We start from the raw sequence: 17457 nt of genomic DNA, 5'->3' as shown, positions 1-17457 counted from the left end.
TGATCCGGCCACATGTCAGATCTGGAACTCCTGAGTGTGGCGGACCTAGAACCGAAACGAACGGTCCGCCGACTCAGGAGGCTCAGTGTTTTACGGTTCCATCCGCATCCGGCTGCTGCGCGCGGCGAAGCAGGGCGAGGACGCTGTCCGGATGGCCGTCGTACACGAGGTGCGGCTCATCGGCGGTCGGCGGGGAGAAGCGGCCCGCATGCCGAAGGAGGTCCTCCTCGCTGAACTCGATCGAGTTCGCGTCGACCAACGACTGCTCGTTGCGCTTCCGGATTCGGTCCCAGCGCACCTCGTGCGGGAGCGGCAGGTAGATCAGGATGGGTTCACCGCCCGCCTTCACCACAGCCGCTGCCCACTGGGACCGCTCCTCCGGAGTCCAGAAGCCGTGGTCGACCACGGCGTCGTGTCCGGCCGCCAGGAGCTCTCCGAGCTCAAGAGCGATGTCCTTGAGTACGGGTGCCTCTCTGACCCTGAACTGCCCACGGGGGAAGTCCCGGCCGTAGTGGCCGTAGCGGCGGAACATCTCCTCGTCGGGGCAGAGACGCCGGAAGCCGGCCTTCTCCAGGGCGCGGGCAAGGGTCGTTTTGCCCGCGCCCTGCAGGCCCGACATGAGGATCGCGCGAGGCGTGGGAACCGGACGGCCGGTGTTGGGCCCGGTCACCGTAGAACCTCGGACGTGGTCCGCCGGGTGCGGCCGGGGGCGCCCAGGTCCACGCCGTACTCCAGCAGCTCGCCATTCGAGTCAAGGAACCGCGCGGTCAACACCAGGATGGCCGCCACGGTGCCGGCCTCCAGCTCCAGGAGCTCGAGGTCGTGCGCTGTGGCGATGCGAGCGGTCTCCTCGTCTACGCGGCGTACAGCGTGCCGCCCTGTCACCCGAGCGATCAGGTCCAGCGAAATTCCTCCCTTGAGGCGCTCGCTGCGGGCCAGGTCCGGGATGTCCACGGCGAATCTGGCCGGGATCCACGAGGTCGAGTGGGAGACGAGTCCGTGCGCGTCACGGTAAACCCGGCTCCGGCGAATTACGTCGGCACCAGGCGCGATCCCCATGACCTCGGCGACATCGACCGGGGCCTGCACCACGCCAGCTGTATGGCCGGACGACTTCTCCCCGACGCCCCAGGACGACTGGGTCCTGCTGCTGCGGTCGTGTCGTTCGGCTCCGGAGGAGAGGGAGACCTGCGTGCCGAGCACTTCCGTGCCGATGCCGTGAATCCCGGCGACCAGGCGTTCCTCCTTGAGGACGCGAAGGGCCTTCTCCACCGTGGCTGTGCTGACGGACCACTCCTCCGACAGGTTCTTGATGCTCGGCAGGAGTGTGCCGGCGACCAGCGCGCCGGACTCGATCAGATCTCGATAGTGACCTGCGATCCGTGCGTACGGCGGTCGATTGTCGGCCCGGCTCACGTCTGCCTCCTCGGTGGCTCGTCACTTCAGATCTTAGGTTTCCTTACCGTACCGCTTGACAGCTTAGGAGACCATAGGGAACCTTAGGAATGCGAGGTGACGGCCGGTAGGCAACACCTCACACCTGCACCACTGCAGTTCTGCGGCCCGTCTCTTCGGAGTCGGGCAGGTGGCCGGAGGCGGTAGCTACGACCAAACCCCCCAGGCCGGTGGAACTGCTGCATGACCTCAGTGCTGATGCGCTGTCTATCCGCCGGGACGCGGGCCGTTGGCTCGTGGACCTGGTGGGTGGAGAAGGCATCCGCCCCGCGTACCCCTTCCCCTTCTCCTGCCGAGGAGTCGCCATGCCCGAGCTCGCCATGCCCAAGGCCGCCAAGCGCCGGGGCCGCACCCGTACCTCCCGCGTCAGCCCCCTCGCCCCGATCGTCCTCTCGACCCTGTCGCCCGGCCACATCGACATGCGGCGGATCGAGTCCACCCAGAAGCGCCGCATCTCGCTGATCTGCCCGGCCTGCGACACCTGGGTGCCCCTGACCCCCAACCGCGGCACCTACCTGCTCAAGCTCGTCCCGCACCACACCGGCCGGGCCGGCGTCGACGCCGCGATCCGCTGCAGCTCCAGCAACCGCCTCGTCGACGTCGACATCAGCGCGGACACCTGGAGCCGCCAGTACGAGGAGTGGGCGCGCGAGGAACGCCTCGCGGTCGACCTGACCCGTCACCGCCGCGCCACCGTCCAGACCCTCAAGGTCGCCCGGCCGCAGGAGCGCCCCGCCGACCGGCGAGCCCAGTGGGAGCGTGCGGTTCCCGCCGCCCGCCGGGCCGACGCCGCCCGCGCGGTTCCCGCCGACGCGATCCCCACCACGCGCGGTCGGGCCGTCGACGGCCCCGCCGGCGCCCTGCCCGCCATGCCCCGGCAGAACGCCCGGGACGCCAGCTCCGTCCGGGCCCTGGCCGCCGGCACCCTCCGCGTCCTGGCCGACGCCGCCCCGGGCCGTTCCGCGAGCGACGTCCTCGACGAGCACCTCGCCCGCGTCGCCTACACGCACTTGGCCACGCTCTGGCGCCGCCCCCTGACCCCGGACGACCAGTCCAAGCACACCGAGCTGGTGGCCGCGGTCCGGGCCGCGCTGCCCGCCCCGGCCCCGGGCGAGACCGCCACGGCGTACACCGCCCGCTGCCGCAAGCCCGCTCTCGCGGCCTGACCCGCACAACCGCCCCGGCCCCGGCCTCGGCTCCCGCACCGCGCGGGGGTCGGGGCCGGGGCCGTCTGCTCCCGTCCCTGCCCGCTCACCGCACCCTGGAGGTCCCGATGCCCGCCACCCTGACCCTGACGTCCCACCGGCCCAGCAGCGGCGAGGTGTTCGACACCGAGACGCTCGCGCTCCTGGACGAGCTCGACGTCCCGCTCCCCGTCGACCTCGACGACGCCGAGGTCGACCTCGACATCGCCTTCGGTACGCCGCTGGCGATGTACGAGCCCGCGGGCACCGCCCGGGAGATGCGCCGGTACGCGGCCGCGGTCCTGACCGTCCCGCCCGACCGCCGCCACGAGCTCGCCCTCGCGCACGGCGCCGAGATCACCGCCCGCGTCGACGCCAGCCGCGACATCCTCGCCATCGACCCCTCGATCACCGCCCGCATCCGCAAGCGCCTGGTCGACGTCCTCCTCCCCCACACCGCCCACCTGCGCCGGACGATCCGCTCCGGGGCCCGCCCCGAGTACGCCGCCGCCTGACCCCCGGCCCCGGACGGACGCCCACGATCAACGGCCACCCCTACCGCGCCGAGGGGTGGCCGCTGGTCGTGGCCGGTCGTACGACCCGCCAAACGAACGACAGCCCCAGGGATTGCGCCCCCGGGGCTGTCCAGGACCTGACTCGGAGGACCTGATGCAGCTCAGCATGACACGTTCCGTGCCCCGGCCGAACGCCGGGATCATCGACGACATCGAGCGCGAGGACAACAAGAAGGGCTACGAGCCCGACGACCTCACCGCGTTCCACCAGCTCGTCCGCCACCTCGTCGTCGACGGCGACCGCCGCGCGGCCGACGCCGGCCGCCGGGCCCGCCGCACGCTCGCCGACATGGCCCTCGCCGGACAGGGGCGGTGACCGCGATGGACTGGCGCCACAATGCGGTCTGCCGCGAGGAGGACCCCGAGCTGTTCTTCCCCATCGGCAACACGGGCCCGGCGCTGCTGCAGATCGAGGAGGCCAAGGCCGTCTGCCGCCGCTGCCCGGTCATGGAGGCGTGCCTGCAGTGGGCGCTGGAGTCCGGGCAGGACGAGGGCGTCTGGGGCGGTCTGTCGGAGAACGAGCGGCGGGCGATGAAGCGCCGCGCCGCCCGCAACCGCGCCCGGGGCGCGCAGAACGGGGTGGCGGCATGAGCGAGGACCAGAAGCGCCTGGAGGACGAAGTCCGCCGGACCAACGAGCAGCACGACTTCGGCCGGCGCCTGCACGGCTGAGCAGCCCGCCCTGCAGGACGCGGACCGAACTTCGTTCCCGTCGCACGCTCTTCGACCAGGTCGGCCGCCCGCACCACGGACGGCCGGCCTTTCGCATCCCCAGAACCGGGCATCGACCCGGATCGACATCCATCTCAGGAGGCGCCATGCGCACCATCCGCCGCGACGGCTGGACCGCCGCCGACTACGACTCCGAGCAGATCCTCCACCAGCTCGGGCACCGCGACGCCGCCGCCCGGGTGAACCGAGCCCGCCGCCGGCGCCCGCTCCGCCGGGCCTGGCGCACGCTGCGCGCCCGGCTCCACCGCCCCGCCGCGACCGTGACGCCGGCGGCGGGCATCGACTGGGCCGCGGCCCGGGCGGCGGCCGACGCCGTCAACCGCGGCGACACCGCCGAGGCCGACCGCATCGTCCAGGCCACCGCCGACCCCCGCGGCACCGCCTTCGCCGCGTTCCGCTTCGTCGGCGTCAAGTGACCTTCCCCCGCCTGGCGGTTGCCTCCCCCGCCCGTCCCGGTCTGTGTGCCGGTACGGGCGGGGTGAGGGGAGCCGGACAGTCCGGACAGCCCTCCACCACCGAGGAGAGATGCATGCGTACGAGCACCGAGCAGAACACCCCGGCTGTCACCTACAACTTCGGCGACTACGTCCTGTACCGCGACCCGGAGCTGTTCTGGACCGGCAAGCCCAACCACACCTTCGTCTGCCGAGTCGGGAGCAGGTGGACGGACGGCACCTACCACCTGACCGCGCTGGCCTCCGGCAAGGTGGTCCCCTACGTCCGGCCGGACTACATGCGGCTGCTGCCGCCGATCGACGCGATGCGCGACATCGACACCGCCCCCCTGCACGGCGCCGACGCCGCCGACGGCATGACCGCGGCCGCGATGGCGTGGCTCACCCAGCAGCACACGACCGCCAACCAGCGGCCCGAGCTGCCCGAGCAGCGCTGACCACTGCTCACGCAGACGGCCCTCCGAGTCCCCGGCATTTGAGCTGCCGGGGCCTCGGAGGGCCTGGTCACGACCCTACCGACCGACGCCGATCCGCGGTGACCTCTTGCACGAGGCGCCGGAAAGAGAGGACACCCCCGTGGCCAACACCACCACCCGGCGCAGGCGCAAGCCCGCTCCGGCTCCGAAGACCCGAGGCGCCGGGCACGCCAAGACGCCGGCGCCGCTGGACACCGTCCCCGCCCAGGCCGCCGCCCCCGAGACGAGCGTGCCGCTGGTATTCGAGGAGGCCGACCCGGTCCTGGCCGACGCCGCCGACCGCGCCGCCGACCTGCGGGCCCTGGCCGCCGACGACGCCGCCCGGATCCTCACCGACGGCGAGCAGCGGGCCGCTGAACTCCTGGACGGCGCCCGGACCGAGGCCGCTTCGATCACCGAGGCGGCCACGGCCGAGCAGACCCGGCTCCTGGCCGACGCCGACCGGATGCGCAAGGAGGTCGCGGGCAGCGCGGCCGCAGACGCCGAGCGGGTCCTGGCCGACGCCGAGACGAAGGCCGAGCAGCTGCTCGCCGGCGCGCGCGGCCAGGCCGACACCGTCACGACGACCGCGACCGCCGAGGCCGAGCAGGTCCTCGCCGACGCCAAGGCGTCTGCCGAGCAGCTGCTCGCCGACGCTGGCCGCCAGGCGCAGGAGGTCACCGCCACGGCGGCCGCGCAGGCCGACGAGGTGCAGGCCCAGGCCGCCCGCGCCGCCGAGAAGGCCCTCGCCGACGCGCAGGCCAAGCGCGCCGAGCTGCTCGCGGCGGCGGAGCGCACCGCGGCCGAGACCCGCACCCGTGCCACCACCGACGCCGAACAGCTCCTGCAGCGGGCGCGCGGCGAGGCCGACCGGATGCGCGAGAGCGCGGACGACCAGGCCACGCAGGTGCGGGCCGGAGCCGAGAAGGCCGCGGCCGGCCTTCGCCAGGACGCCGAGCGCGCCCTGGACGACGCCCGCACCTCCGCCGAGGAGCTGCGGTCCGTCACCGACAAGGACGTCGCCCGGCTGCGCGAGCAGGCGGAGACGGACGCGAAGACGGCCCGCGAGGCGGCGGCCAAGGCCACGGCCGACCAGGCCGCCGCCGCGCAGGCCCGCGCCGAGGCGGCCCGGATCCTCGAGGCAGCGACGCAGCGCACCGTGCAGCGGGCCCGCCGCCGGGAGATCAAGGCGGAGTCGCGCGCCAAGCGGGCCAAGGCCCGCAACGACGCCCGGCCCGCCGGCGGAGTACCGCCGCTGTCCGGACAGGAGCTGCTCCTGGTCGTCGGGATCGTCCTGGCGGCCGCGGTCGTCTCCACCCTCGGCCTGCTCTCCTCCTACACCGCGCTGGAGGCCAAGGCCGCCGCGTGGGGCTGGGAGTGGCCGTGGCTGCTCCCCGTCGGCATCGACGTCGCCATCCCGGCGTTCACCGGCGCCAACCTGATCCTGATCCGGATGGGCATGGAGCTGCGCTGGATCCGCTGGGTGCCCCGCGTACTGACCGCGGTGACCGTGTACCTGAACTGGAACGCCTCGGACTCCGCGTCGGGCCGCATCGGGCACGCCGCCCTCACCCTGCTCTGGGTCGTCTTCTCGGAGATCGCCTCCCACGTCTACGCCACGAGGATCGGCGCGGTCACCGGCAAGATCAGGATGGAGACGGTCCGGCGCTCGCGCTGGATCCTCGCCCCGATCCCCACCGCCCGGCTGCGCCGCCGGATGATCCTGTGGGAGATCACCTCCTACGACGAGGCGCTCACCCGCCTCCAGCAGGAGACCTGGCTGCGAGCGCGCCTGCGCGAGCAGTACGGCCTGCTGTGGCGGTGGAAGGCTCCGCTGGAGCAGCGGATGGCGCTCAAGCTCGGCTCCGCGCCCGCCGCGCTCGCCGACACGCTCACCCCCGACGACGCTCACACCATCGAGCGCGTCGAAGAGAGCGACGACGCTCACGACGCTCACGACGCTCACCCCGAACCGAGCGGCGCTCACCCCGAAATGAGCGCGCTCACCCCCGGGGAAGCCGACAGCGAGCGCGAGCGTCCGGCGCTCACCACGGGTGCCCACGAGGATGAGCGCACCACCGAGGACGACGACGCTCACCGAGCGGACAGCCCCCGAACGCGCAGCGAACGGGACGCGCTGACCGAGCGCCGCCACGACCGCATCCGCCTCCTCTACACCGAGCTCGGGCGCCGCCCGCAGTGGACGGAGATCCGCGACGCGCTCACCAAGGCGGGCCTGTCCGACGAGCCCGTCTCCCGCCCCACCGCCCAGCGCCTGCGCGAGCAGGTCGAAGAGAGCGCCCAGGACGCCCTGGCGAGCGCGAAGGCGAGCGCCCCGGCGAGCGCCCCGGCGAGCGCCTGAACACCCGAGCGCTTGCACCCCTCGCACCACCCCTGCCGCTCATGGTCGCCACCGGCCCGCGCCCACGCTCCCGAGCGTGAGCGCGGACCGGTGACGGCCACGGCCGGCAGGCCGCTCACCCACACATGCCGCCGCTGAACTTCGCCCCCGGCCCGCCGGAGGCGGACTTGAGCGGTCGCGACCACCGAACCGAGAGGAGCCACCAGCCATGTCCGGCATCGACTGGGACAAGGAGCTCAGCCTCATGACCCCCCAGCCCCAGCCCCCGACCCCTCAGACCCCCGCCCCTCAGGCCCCGGAGAAGCCGGAGAAGCCCGCGACCTCGAGGTTTTCCGCCGCGGTCGACGGGATGCGCCGCAACACCGCGGCCCTCGCCGTGTGCGGCACGATCGCCGTCGTCGCCGTGTGCGGAACGGTCATCGCCGTCACCAACATGCAGGCCGACCAGGCCGCCCAGGACCGTGCGCGCGCCCAGCAGGACGCCGCGAACGCCCTGGTCGAGGCCGAGGCCGACAAGCAGCGGGCCCAGATCGAGGAGGCCGCCGCCAAGGCCGCGTACGAGCGGGAGCTGACCGTCTACCGCGAGTGCATGAAGGACCGCGCGGCGGCCGTCGCCAAGGCGAACAGCTTCGAGATCTCCCGGATCCCCGAGTGCCCCGCCCCGGTCTTCAGCGGCACCTCCGCCCGGGCCCAGCAGCCCGCCGGCGCCAGCTCCAGCAGCGGCATCACCTCCAGCCCGTGGCTGTGGGTGGCGCTCGTCGGCGGCGGCGGATTCATCGCCTACAAGAAGCTCTCCACGCCCTCCGGTTCAGGTTCGGGCACCACCGTCAGCAACAAGGGATTCACCTTCGAGAAGGGTGCGTAAAAATGACGCTTCAGTTCTTCGCCCTCGCCCTGTTCTGCTGGGCCCTGTTCTTCACCTTCAAGAAGACCAAGGGGAAGCAGATGGTCGTCTGCATCATGCTCATCGTCTCCGGCATCTTCCTGCCCTACACGCCGTTCAGCGAGTCGATCCGCAGCACGCTGGAGTCCGTTTTCAACACGGCGAACACCACCGTGAACAACATCGGCTCGGCGTCGCGCTGAGTGACAGATCGCAGTTACCGGTTACCGGTTACAGCCCCCAGAGCCCCCTCGAACCCACCGCCGGAGGGCCCGAACCGGGGTCCTGGGGGCCTGTAACCGGTAACCGGTAACCGACCTCAACCACACAGAGTCACAGAAGGGAGGGTCATGGAACTGCTCTTGCTCCTCGCCATCAGCTACGTCTTCGGCGTGGAGAAAACACACGGGAAATACGAGCAGGCAGGAATCAAGAAACCCCCTGCTAAAACAAAAGAGAAATGGAATCCGACCCGGACGCCGGATACATTCCGAAACACGCCTTACAACATCGCGGCGAAAACGCATTACGGTCTGCTGGCGGGTGCGCATATGGCCGGTGGCCTGCGCGACGGATGGCGCTCGGCCTACCTCAAGGAGCCGACCGAGAAGCATTCCGTTTCCCCTTCCGCAGACCCCTCTGCGGCGAAGTCGACGAAGGGGAAGTCGACGAAGGGAAAGCCGTCCTCGACGCCGCCGGCGGGGGCCTCGTCCTCGACGACGCCGCCGACCGGGACCCCGTCCTCGGCGACCCCGCCGACGGGCTCTTCGTCCTCGGCGACGCCGCCGACGGGCACCCCGTCCTCCACGGCGACGCCGCCGTCTTCGACGTCTCCGCCGACGACGCCTCCCCCGCCGTCCGCACCCCCACCGCCGACGGCGCCCCCTCCCCCGACGACCCCGCCGCCGCCGACGACCCCGCCGGTGACGGTGCCGCCGGGGTCCGCGGTTCCCCCGGCCGGGACCATTCCGCGGCCCCGCACCGTCAAGCTGCCCGACCACATCCGGAAGGACCCCTCTATGCAGCCCAACCCGCCCACCCCGCACGCCGCGACCGTCGACGACAAGGGCGTCCACGTCACGACCGCCGCGGGCAAGTCCCGCACCTACAGCGGCGGCGAGGTCATGACCCTCACCCAGGTCATCGACCTCGCCGACGGCTCGGCCACCCTGTGCCAGGCCAGCACCGACACCGCCCTGGAGCTCATGGACGAGGCCCTGGAGCTGGCCACGGACTGCGACACGCTCATCGCCGACATCACCGCGAAGGGCGTCGGAGCGAACCTCATCGCCAAGTGCGAGGTGCTCAAGGAGCAGCTCGACCTCCAGGCCGCCGCCGCCAAGGACGTCCACGACAAGATTCAGGGCGGCGAGGAGGCGTGCCGCACCGCGTCCGCGAACGCCGAGGCCCGGCACGGCGGGATCTTCCGCGCCGTCGCCGACAGCCCCCTGACCAAGCCCGCCGAGCGCGACTTCTACAACGCCCGCTGACCACAGACAGGAGAAGCCCCCGCATGAGCGCCACCGAGACCCTGAAGGACGCCGCGAACTACGCGGCGCTGCGCACCAAGCTGGCCTGGCTCACCCACAAGGTCCACGCGCACGCCCAGACCGTCACCAAGCTCGCCGCCGACGTCGACGACGCCGCCGAACAGATGCTCGACGCCTCCGAAACGATGAAGGCCCTGGCCGTCGACGACGCCACGACCTCCGAGTTCGCCGACGCCGCGCTGACCATGACCGGCGTCAAGGACGCCGCCGGCGCCTACACCTCCGCCGCCGACAGCGCCTCCGCGGCCGCCGACGACGCGAAGACCACCACCGAGAACGACCACGGCGGCATCGCCGACGCCGTCGCCACCTCCCCCGTCGACATGGCCGAAGCCGGCTTCTACGCCCAGCAGTAAAGGAGATCGAAGGACCATGGGGCCGACTCGAGCTCACTTTGTTCAGTACGCGCCCGCCGCTCTCGCGGTGGTGCCACTCGCCGCCGGCCCCTGGTCCGCCCTCGCCGCCGCGGCGGCCGGAGCCGGGGCGTGGGCCGTCGGCGCCTCCGCCCCGGTTCTGCGGTCCCTGATCGCGTGCGGGCTCACCACCACCGGCTGCGGCATCGCCGCCAGCGAGGTCCTCGCCGCCGGCATGAACCCGCTGATCGCCCTCGGGCTCGCCGTCCCGGCCGGGGCGGCCGCCCTCGCGCACCACCGCAACCTCGCCGGTCACCTCCCCGCCCCCGAGCTCACGCCCGCGACTGTCACCAAGGGCGCGGGCACGGGGACGGGGCTGACGTCGCAGGAGCAGGTGATCGCCGCTTTCTGGGCGGAGTACATCTCCGGGCCTACCCAGACCGAGGACCGCAAGCTCATCCAGCCCGGCGCCAACCTGGAGCAGCTCGTCCTCCAGATCGACGGCAGCCACGTGGTGTTCACCGGGATCATCACCCTGCCTCCCGGGCAGCAGGTGCGGGTCCGGGAAGCCGACATCGCCTCCGTCTACCACGTCCCCACCTCTCAGATCGAGCTGGGCGACCCCAAGCACTACGCGCCCAACGCCCTGCCGGTCACCGTGCAGCTGACGGCACCGGCGGAGCAGCCGCAGATCCAGACCGGCGCCCCCACGACGCCCCAGGAGCTGTGGGCCGCGTACGTGGCCGGGCCGGAGGGCGCGATGCCCGGCACGACCCTGACCGTCACCCGCTACGACGGGCCGAAGGACTGGGAAGGCATCGCCACCCGCGACCGCCGGGCGATCGGCACCGTCAACCTTCAGGACCTCGCGGGCAACCTCGACCTGGAGACCATCCAGATCGCCCTGTCCCCCGGCGACAAGCCGTCGCAGATGGGGATCCGAGTGATGCGGGAGCACGCGCTGATGCACGGCACGATGCTCTCCTCGGTCGTCGGCGAGCTGGCGATGGACTCGCGCGGCTACGTCCGCGCCGGCACCTACGTCGACGGCCGCCCCGCGCTCCTGCCCCTCGCCCAGCCCGGCTCCGGTGCCCGCCACCTCTACCTGGTGGGCGGGTCGCGGTCGGGCAAGTCGGGGCTGCTGGAGCAGATCCTGCTCTCGGCCCACCTCTCCGGCATCGCGGTGATCCTCGCTTCTCCGCAGGCGGGGACCATCGCCGGCGCCTCGCTCTCGGCCTACCTCGGGGACGGCCTGGACGAGGCCATGGGCGCACTGCGCCTGGCCTACGCGCTGATGCTCGACCGCGAAGCCCGCTACCGCAGCCCGGCGTTCCCGTTCACCGACCCGCTGGTCCTGTTCGTCGTCGACGAGGCGCACATGCTGCTGTCGGCCTCCTCCCCGTACCACGCGGAGGCCAAGGCGATCGTGGAGCAGCTGACCCGCCGGTCCCTCAAGCGGGGCATCGGCGTCGTTCTGGCCACCCAGACTCCGCTGGCCGAAGACCTCGGCAACAGCACGGTCATCCGAAGTCAGCTCCTCATCGGCGGCGGCGCCGTGTTCCTGCGCTGCGCGCGCGGCCAGGGCAACCTGGTCGGCACGAACTCCGTGGAGGGCGCGGAGGGCATCGACCTGTCGATGATCCCCTCGCAGTGGCCCGGCCAGTACGCCAAGGTCGCCGACCGGGACATGTCCGGCCTGGCCACCGAGGTCGCCGCCGCTCCCGAGGACGGCACCTTCGGCCTGGGCTACCTCCTCACCCCCGGCAGCCAGGCCGTCCAGTTCCGCTCCCTGCACCTCGACGTGCCACCCGTCTCCCTCGCCGGAGGCGAGCGGCCCGTCGGGATTGAGCACTGCGACGCCTGGCGCGAGCGCGACGCCATCGCGCAGACGCCGATGGTCGACAAGCGCGGCAAGAACCTCATCGGCAGCCTCGCCGACCTCCTCGCCGCCGCCGAAACCGCCGCCGCCTCCTCGCAGGAGCCAGCGGCCCACCACACCCCCACCGGTCTCCACGCCGTCCCCGGGCCCGCCCGGCCGGGCGGAACACCGGCGGCCCCCGACGGACAGGAGCTGATCAAGCCGCGCATCCTCGAGCTCCTCCAGGAGCACTCCATCCCCATGACCGCCGAAACCATCGCCCGAAAGCTCGAGATCCCCGCCACTCGCGTCAAGCCGCGGCTGTCCGAGCTGAAGAAGCAGAACAAGGTCATCAACGAGAGCGGCCTGTGGAGGGCAGCATGAACACCCACACCGACAGCAGTACCGACTTCACCCCCGTCGACCAGGACCTGTACGAGAAGGCGTTCCAGCTCCTGGACCCCGGCCCCGACCCCATCCCGGAACCCGCCGCCCCCGCCGCCCCTGCGGCCCTCGCGGCGGTTCCCCTCACCGCCACCCTGCCGATGCGCCTGACCGGCCCGGTCGAGAAGACCCTCACCGACGCCCTCAACTTCCTCGACACCCACGGCTGGACCAGGTACTCCCTCATCAACACGGAGGGCGCCCGCTGCTCCATCGGCGCCTTGCGCGCCGCGGCCGGCTCCCGCAACGCGGCCTACTGCGACGCCGGGAACCTGTTGCTGGACGAGGCCCGGCGCCAGCACGGCAAGAAGTGGGAGACCATCCCGTCCTGGAACGACTGCCACAGCGGAGCGGAGGTGCGTAGCGTGTGGGAGTCCGCCATCCGGCGGGCCCACCACCTGAACATCTGACGCTGGAGCTGCCTGTGTCGTTCTCGTTCACCAACCCGCAGCCGGACCGCGGCGGCCGCTCGTTCTCCTTCACCGACCCACAGCCGGAGGATGACGGCCGCTCGTTCTCGTTCACCGGCCCGGACCCGGCCGACATCGACCAGCAGCTCCAGACGATCAGCGACATGGCCACCGAGATCCTCCGGCTCGTCGCCGACGTCCGCAGGCAGATCAACAACTGACACACCGCACAGCTCGGCAACGCGCCCCGCCTGGAACCTCCTTCCGGGCGGGGCGTCGCCGTTCCCTGCCCGAACACCGTCCCCTCGGGAGACCGCCACCGTGCGCCGCTACCGCTACCGCTGCACCATCTGCCGCACCACCAGCCCCGTCGTCCTCCACCCCGACGACCTCAACGCCGAAGGAGACGCCCACCGCCAGGCCGTCCACGGCGGCCACTTCCCCGACGACGAACTCGCCGGCGAGATAGACCGCCTAGGCCGCTGGTACGCCGCCCTGTCCCCGCTCGCCGTGCTCCACGCCCGCATCGCCGACGGCCTCAGCGACCTGCGGGACGAGAAGACGCTGGGCCACTACTGGTGGGCCAGCGCCGGCGCCGCCCTCCTGATCGGCGGCTCGGCCGCCCTCATCACCCTCGTCGTCTCCGCCGCCCTCTGACCCGGCACTGACCGCCCCGCCCGGCCACCACCCGCGCCCCGCAGACCCTCCCGGTCGGCGGGGCGCCGCACTTCCTCGCCCTTCCCCACCGTTCCGTCCGGGAGACCCCGATGCTCCGTCTGATCCGCACCCGCACCCTTCGCGAGCTCCGCACCCACGTCCAGGAACTCCACGACCGCGCCGCCAGCCAGGAGCGCGGCCGCCTGGCCGCCGAGTACCGCATCACCCAGGCCCTGGAGCTCCTCAGGACCGAGGACACCGAGCTGTCCACCCGCCTCGCCGACGCCCTGACCGGCGACGGCCAGTTCACCGTCGCCGCGACGAGGAGCTCCGCCCCGCTCCCCCGCTGACCGACCGCCCCGCCCGACCAACCCTCCGCCGAAGGAGACGCAACCGTGCACACCGTCCCGGACACGATCGACCGCTGCGCGCACCACGTCCTGACCGCCCGCTGCGAGGCCCCGGCCATCACCGCGATGGTCGCGGCCGCCGCGCACCTGGAGGAGGCGCTCGCCGCCGACCCCCACGACACCGCCGCCTTCTACACCGCCGGCCACGGCCAGCACCCCGTCCCCGGATGGATCCGCGGCAACGCCGACCGCATCCGCGAGCTCCTGGACCAGCTCGGCGCCCAGTACCCCGACGAGACCGCGGCCCAGACCGACGCCCCCGACGCGCAGGACCTCACCCCGGACCAGGCGCCTGCGCTGAACAACCCCGCGCTCGCCGTCGCCTGCCCGGCCTGCGACGCCAAGCCCCGCGCCCTGTGCACCTCCCACAGCGGCACCCGGACCCGCCGCCACGACGTCCACCGCGCCCGCACCGCCGCCCTCACGGCCACCGGCTGATCCGGTCACCCCGTCCGGCCACCGGCACCACCGCCCCCGCCCCGGGGCGGCTGGTCCCGGTGACCGGGCAGGCCGACCGGCCACCCGCCTCACCTCACGCCCCATCGACGGATCGTCCGTCGACGGGGCGCAGCACAGCCCGCCACCCATCCCGTTGGAGGACACCTCGTGCTCATCCCCCGCCCGCGCCGCCGGATCGGACGGCCCCGTCCGCAGCGCCCCGGCCCCCGCTACCCGCGGCACCCCGACCGGCTCCCCGGCGCCTGGAGCCGGTGACGTCCCGGCCGGCTTCACGCAGAAGCGCGCCGCACGGATGATCCGTGCGGCGCGCTTGTGTTGATGTGATCAGTGGGAGCGAGCTTCCCTGTCTCGCTTCCACTTAGGCACGCGGTCCCAGGTTGAGGCCCAGAGCTTGACTGCGTCGAAGTCCCACGACGCCGGACCCGGGATGTCCAGACGCGGAGGGAAGTCGCGTCGTTTGCTCAGCTCCGCGATGCGTTGGGGAGAGACATGGAGGAACTCGGCCACCCTCCGGGCGTTCGCCACGTCCATGCCGTCGGTGACCTCTGCCAGCGGCCGCTCGTCGGCAAACTTTGAGATGTACGAACGGCGCTCGTTACGCAGCGGGAGTTCTGAGTGCAGGGCCTCGTACTCGGCCTTCTCGGCCAGAGGCCGGTTCGGGTACCACTCCAGGGTCAGTTTGGCGACGTCCTTCTCCCACCAGTCTTTCTCCCGGTGATGAGTACGGAAGCGGCCATAAGGGTCGCTGGAGATGCCCACGTACAGCAGCTCTCCCTCCTGGCCGAAGGCGCGGTACAACGCGGTCCGAGCTGTGGGATCGGCGACCATCACGCCTCCCCTACCTGCGGCTCTTGGGGCCTGGCCTTGCGGGCTCGATGCCGTGCTCGCGGGCGATACGCCGTACGTATGCCGCCGTGAACGGGGACCGCTCCGTGACGTCCGTGGGGCGCATCCCGCCGCGCAGCGCAGCGATGACGGCTGTGATCGCAGCCTGCCGCGCTTCCTCGTGGGCTTCCTCGGTCTTTCTGTACTGCCGGGTGGCTTGATCCAGAGCCTGTTCAGCATCCATGCGCAACAGAGTAGCGCTACACGCTTGCGTATCGCTTCCCTGTATCGCTACTTTGTATCGCAACGCCGGATCGGTCGTACTGGTGAAAGGAGGACTCGTGCACGCTCACGACACCGACGAGGACCTGGTCGACGTCGACCCGCGCGACCCCGGCGACGGCTCGCTGCCGGTCTTCCGGTGGCGCCAGGCCGGCCCCGGGCTCGCCACCCGCCGCCAGCTGCGGGAGATGGGCCTGCGCCCCGGCGGCCAGGAGCCCGTCGCCCGCATCGAGTGCCGCGGCGGCAAGAGGTTCGCGTGGCTGTACCGGATCGACCTGGCGAAGCCGAAGCGGCCGATGACCCTCGCCAAGGAAGCGGCGCTCGACGCCGCGATGGCCGCCCGCCAGACCTGCGGCACCTGCCGCCGGCGCTACTTCCACTGCCTCCCTCTGAAGACCTTGGGCTCGTGCCTGGAGTGCTACGACGGCACGCCCGCCGACCCCGCCTCCTACACCGCTCCCCCGGCCCCGCACCTGCTGGCCGCATGAACAGAGAGGACCACCTCATGCAGGCTCACCGGCCCGCCGCCTTCGCAGCCCTGCTCGGACTGACCCGCGCCGCCAGCGCCGCCGGCGACTTCTGGGTGCAGAACGACTTCTGCGCCCGGGTGAAGGGCGCCTCCGACGACCACCCGGTCACCTACGTCGACCCGGCCACCGAGGAGAAGACCACCCACGGCACGGCCGACGGCCGTAAGGCGTGCCTGGAGCACATCGCTTCCCTCGGGTTCCGGGCTGCGGGAGAGTCCCGGGCCGCTGATTTCCGCTGGTGAACCCGGTGACGTGCCCCGGGGTTCGTGCCCGACAGGTGTTGCGGACGGCTCTTCGCCCGGAGGGCGAAGAGCCGTCGAGGTTGGTGCGGTCAGCCGACGTGCGGCGTGTTGATCTGGGCCATGAGTTCCCGGTTCGCGGCGCGTGCGGCGGCGAGGTCGTCGTCGCGTTCGGCGAGTTCGACCCGGAGATCGAGGATCTGCTGTTCCAGCTCCCCGACCCTCCGGGTGAGGGTGTCGACGTCCGCCGGGGCGCCGAGACCGGAGGCTTCCCAGGCGGCTTGCCCGAGGGCCTCGGAGAGCCGTTGTTCGAGCCGGGTGATGTGCGCGGTCAGTCGGCCGTTGCGGGCCGTGAGGTTCGCGACGTCGGCCAGCAGCGACCGGCGGCTGGCCTGCGTCCCGGTTGTCGCCCCGGGCGGAGGCTCGCTCGCCCGGGCGAGAACAGCCGCGTGGAGATCGCTGTGTCGGTGGACGAAGCTGCGGTGGACCCGAGCCGCGCGGGCGACCGCGGACACGGTGATCTCCTCGCCGTTGGCTGCGAGCTGGTCGAGGGCCTTGAGGACCCGGGCCCGACGGCGTTCGGAGTCCGCGGCCCGGGCCTGGGCCAGGTGGTGAGGTGAGGTCGTCATGCGTCGCGCTCCAGCCGCAGGTCCGGCGCGGGCGGACGGACGCCGGGCATGCCGAGCGAGACCGTGCGGGTCTTCCGCAGGGTCCGTGTCGCCTCCTTGATCTGCGTGCGTTCGTCGTCGGTGAGTCCGTCGAGGTCGGTCTCGACGCGGCGGATCAGCGTGCGGATGCGCTTGATCTCCTCCTCGGACGGGGTCGCCTCGGTGCGGGCCCAGTCGTCCAGATCGGTCGCCGCCGCGAGGCGTTCGCGGTCCCGCAGCAGCGAGTCGAGATAGGTCCGCAGTTCGGGGAGGTAGGAGGGGTCGGTGCGGAAGTGATCGCAGCCGACGCAGCGGAACCGGAAGGGGCAGCCGTGCCCGCCGGCCTTGACGTTGCTGGGCTCGACGCAGATGCCGTAGGGGACCGAGACCTGCCCGATCCGCAGGCGGGCGTGTTCGTGGTCCAGGAGCCGGCGGGCCTCGGTCCAGACCCGGTTGCCGTGCCGGTCGAACTGGTGCGAGATGAGCTTGTCGACGGCGGCCCGGGTGCGTTTCTCGGTGACCCGGTAGTAGGTCTGCGTGGTTTGCAGCGACCGGTGGCCCATGAGCTCGCGCAGGACGTCCGGGAGGGTTCCGGCGTCCGCGTGCCGCTGCGCGTAGGAGTGCCGGTAGGAGTAGGGCGCGACCTCCAGCTTGGGGAACTCGGTTCCGTCGTCCAGCAGCAGCGGCTCCATG

At 72.2% G+C, this 17457-nt stretch carries 25 protein-coding genes and 1 pseudogene; 19 read left to right on the top strand and 7 right to left on the bottom strand.

Annotated features, from left to right (window positions below; genetic code table 11):
* Nucleotides 1–82 precede the first annotated feature (82 nt).
* Nucleotides 83–670 (bottom strand): P-loop nucleotide/nucleoside kinase family protein, encoded by a 588-nt coding sequence (locus IE287_RS34585; RefSeq protein ID WP_189853286.1) that lies wholly within the window; start codon nucleotides 668–670, stop codon nucleotides 83–85.
* The gene (locus tag IE287_RS34580; protein ID WP_189853284.1) at nucleotides 667–1416 is read right to left on the bottom strand and encodes a GntR family transcriptional regulator; all 750 of its coding nucleotides are present in this window, start codon (nucleotides 1414–1416) and stop codon (nucleotides 667–669) included. Before IE287_RS34580 ends, IE287_RS34585 begins: the two co-directional genes overlap by 4 nt.
* A gap of 344 nt (nucleotides 1417–1760) precedes the next feature.
* Here IE287_RS34580 and IE287_RS34575 point away from each other — a divergent pair, with 344 nt between their 5' ends.
* The 9 genes from IE287_RS34575 (at nucleotide 1761) to IE287_RS34535 (ending at nucleotide 8303) form a co-directional block, all read left to right on the top strand.
* Nucleotides 1761–2621, top strand: coding sequence for a hypothetical protein (locus IE287_RS34575; protein ID WP_229883929.1), 861 nt, complete (start codon nucleotides 1761–1763; stop codon nucleotides 2619–2621).
* Nucleotides 2622–2728: 107 nt separating this feature from the next.
* Nucleotides 2729–3154: a hypothetical protein gene (locus tag IE287_RS34570; RefSeq protein WP_189853282.1), complete on the top strand. Its 426-nt coding sequence runs from the start codon at nucleotides 2729–2731 to the stop codon at nucleotides 3152–3154.
* Between the two features lie 166 nt (nucleotides 3155–3320).
* The gene (locus tag IE287_RS34565; RefSeq protein ID WP_189853280.1) at nucleotides 3321–3530 is read left to right on the top strand and encodes a hypothetical protein; all 210 of its coding nucleotides are present in this window, start codon (nucleotides 3321–3323) and stop codon (nucleotides 3528–3530) included.
* Nucleotides 3531–3535: 5 nt separating this feature from the next.
* Nucleotides 3536–3805, top strand: a complete 270-nt coding sequence (locus tag IE287_RS34560) for a WhiB family transcriptional regulator (RefSeq protein WP_189853279.1) — start codon at nucleotides 3536–3538, stop codon at nucleotides 3803–3805.
* A 226-nt stretch (nucleotides 3806–4031) separates the two neighbouring features.
* Entirely contained in the window at nucleotides 4032–4361 is a 330-nt protein-coding gene (locus IE287_RS34555) for a hypothetical protein (protein WP_189853277.1), read from the top strand.
* Nucleotides 4362–4474: 113 nt separating this feature from the next.
* Nucleotides 4475–4837: a hypothetical protein gene (locus tag IE287_RS34550; RefSeq protein ID WP_189853276.1), complete on the top strand. Its 363-nt coding sequence runs from the start codon at nucleotides 4475–4477 to the stop codon at nucleotides 4835–4837.
* 139 nt (nucleotides 4838–4976) lie between these two features.
* Nucleotides 4977–7217, top strand: coding sequence for a DUF2637 domain-containing protein (locus IE287_RS34545; RefSeq protein ID WP_189853274.1), 2241 nt, complete (start codon nucleotides 4977–4979; stop codon nucleotides 7215–7217).
* A 208-nt stretch (nucleotides 7218–7425) separates the two neighbouring features.
* Nucleotides 7426–8082, top strand: coding sequence for a hypothetical protein (locus IE287_RS34540; RefSeq protein WP_189853272.1), 657 nt, complete (start codon nucleotides 7426–7428; stop codon nucleotides 8080–8082).
* Between the two features lie 2 nt (nucleotides 8083–8084).
* On the top strand, nucleotides 8085–8303 hold the full coding sequence (locus IE287_RS34535; protein ID WP_189853271.1) for a hypothetical protein: 219 nt from the start codon (nucleotides 8085–8087) through the stop codon (nucleotides 8301–8303).
* 383 nt (nucleotides 8304–8686) lie between these two features.
* Here IE287_RS34535 and IE287_RS34530 read toward each other — a convergent pair whose 3' ends face one another.
* A complete protein-coding gene (locus IE287_RS34530; RefSeq protein WP_189853269.1) occupies nucleotides 8687–9103 on the bottom strand; it encodes a hypothetical protein in 417 nt (138 codons plus the stop codon).
* Between the two features lie 16 nt (nucleotides 9104–9119).
* On the opposite strand from IE287_RS34530, the gene IE287_RS34525 reads away from it, so the two are divergent.
* From IE287_RS34525 to IE287_RS34490, 8 genes are all read left to right on the top strand, one after another.
* Nucleotides 9120–9590: a hypothetical protein gene (locus IE287_RS34525; RefSeq protein WP_189853268.1), complete on the top strand. Its 471-nt coding sequence runs from the start codon at nucleotides 9120–9122 to the stop codon at nucleotides 9588–9590.
* 23 nt (nucleotides 9591–9613) lie between these two features.
* Nucleotides 9614–10006, top strand: a complete 393-nt coding sequence (locus IE287_RS34520) for a hypothetical protein (RefSeq protein WP_189853266.1) — start codon at nucleotides 9614–9616, stop codon at nucleotides 10004–10006.
* A gap of 67 nt (nucleotides 10007–10073) precedes the next feature.
* Nucleotides 10074–12245 (top strand): hypothetical protein, encoded by a 2172-nt coding sequence (locus tag IE287_RS34515; protein WP_229883928.1) that lies wholly within the window; start codon nucleotides 10074–10076, stop codon nucleotides 12243–12245.
* Nucleotides 12242–12715 carry a DUF6197 family protein gene (locus IE287_RS34510; RefSeq protein WP_229883927.1) on the top strand — a complete coding sequence of 158 codons (474 nt, stop codon included), beginning with the start codon at nucleotides 12242–12244 and terminating at the stop codon, nucleotides 12713–12715. Before IE287_RS34515 ends, IE287_RS34510 begins: the two co-directional genes overlap by 4 nt.
* A 14-nt stretch (nucleotides 12716–12729) precedes the next feature.
* On the top strand, nucleotides 12730–12936 hold the full coding sequence (locus tag IE287_RS34505) for a hypothetical protein (RefSeq protein ID WP_189853262.1): 207 nt from the start codon (nucleotides 12730–12732) through the stop codon (nucleotides 12934–12936).
* 100 nt (nucleotides 12937–13036) lie between these two features.
* On the top strand, nucleotides 13037–13372 hold the full coding sequence (locus IE287_RS34500; protein WP_189853260.1) for a hypothetical protein: 336 nt from the start codon (nucleotides 13037–13039) through the stop codon (nucleotides 13370–13372).
* Between the two features lie 110 nt (nucleotides 13373–13482).
* Nucleotides 13483–13722 (top strand): hypothetical protein, encoded by a 240-nt coding sequence (locus tag IE287_RS34495; protein ID WP_189853258.1) that lies wholly within the window; start codon nucleotides 13483–13485, stop codon nucleotides 13720–13722.
* 45 nt (nucleotides 13723–13767) lie between these two features.
* The gene (locus tag IE287_RS34490) at nucleotides 13768–14220 is read left to right on the top strand and encodes a zinc finger domain-containing protein (RefSeq protein ID WP_189853353.1); all 453 of its coding nucleotides are present in this window, start codon (nucleotides 13768–13770) and stop codon (nucleotides 14218–14220) included.
* Nucleotides 14221–14565: 345 nt separating this feature from the next.
* On the opposite strand, the gene IE287_RS34485 is transcribed toward IE287_RS34490, so the two are convergent.
* Together IE287_RS34485 and IE287_RS34480 are read right to left on the bottom strand one after the other, a co-directional pair.
* On the bottom strand, nucleotides 14566–15069 hold the full coding sequence (locus IE287_RS34485; protein ID WP_189853257.1) for a GIY-YIG nuclease family protein: 504 nt from the start codon (nucleotides 15067–15069) through the stop codon (nucleotides 14566–14568).
* A 10-nt stretch (nucleotides 15070–15079) separates the two neighbouring features.
* A complete protein-coding gene (locus tag IE287_RS34480; RefSeq protein WP_189853255.1) occupies nucleotides 15080–15310 on the bottom strand; it encodes a hypothetical protein in 231 nt (76 codons plus the stop codon).
* Nucleotides 15311–15407: 97 nt separating this feature from the next.
* Here IE287_RS34480 and IE287_RS34475 point away from each other — a divergent pair, with 97 nt between their 5' ends.
* Together IE287_RS34475 and IE287_RS34470 are read left to right on the top strand one after the other, a co-directional pair.
* Nucleotides 15408–15836 carry an RRQRL motif-containing zinc-binding protein gene (locus tag IE287_RS34475; RefSeq protein WP_229883926.1) on the top strand — a complete coding sequence of 143 codons (429 nt, stop codon included), beginning with the start codon at nucleotides 15408–15410 and terminating at the stop codon, nucleotides 15834–15836.
* Nucleotides 15833–16120, top strand: coding sequence for a hypothetical protein (locus tag IE287_RS34470; protein ID WP_229883925.1), 288 nt, complete (start codon nucleotides 15833–15835; stop codon nucleotides 16118–16120). The genes IE287_RS34475 and IE287_RS34470 overlap by 4 nt, the downstream gene beginning before the upstream one ends.
* 89 nt (nucleotides 16121–16209) lie before the next feature.
* On the opposite strand, the gene IE287_RS34465 is transcribed toward IE287_RS34470, so the two are convergent.
* Both IE287_RS34465 and IE287_RS34460 read right to left on the bottom strand, forming a co-directional pair.
* Nucleotides 16210–16746, bottom strand: a complete 537-nt coding sequence (locus tag IE287_RS34465; RefSeq protein WP_189853253.1) for a DUF6262 family protein — start codon at nucleotides 16744–16746, stop codon at nucleotides 16210–16212.
* Nucleotides 16743–17457: pseudogene (locus tag IE287_RS34460) on the bottom strand (tyrosine-type recombinase/integrase); the annotation flags it as partial. The pseudogene IE287_RS34460 and the gene IE287_RS34465, both read right to left, overlap by 4 nt.

It is taken from the genome of Streptomyces omiyaensis (genome assembly GCF_014650895.1).
In the GTDB taxonomy this organism is placed as follows: domain Bacteria; phylum Actinomycetota; class Actinomycetes; order Streptomycetales; family Streptomycetaceae; genus Streptomyces; species Streptomyces omiyaensis.
This window is presented reverse-complemented; position numbering and strand designations above follow the sequence as displayed.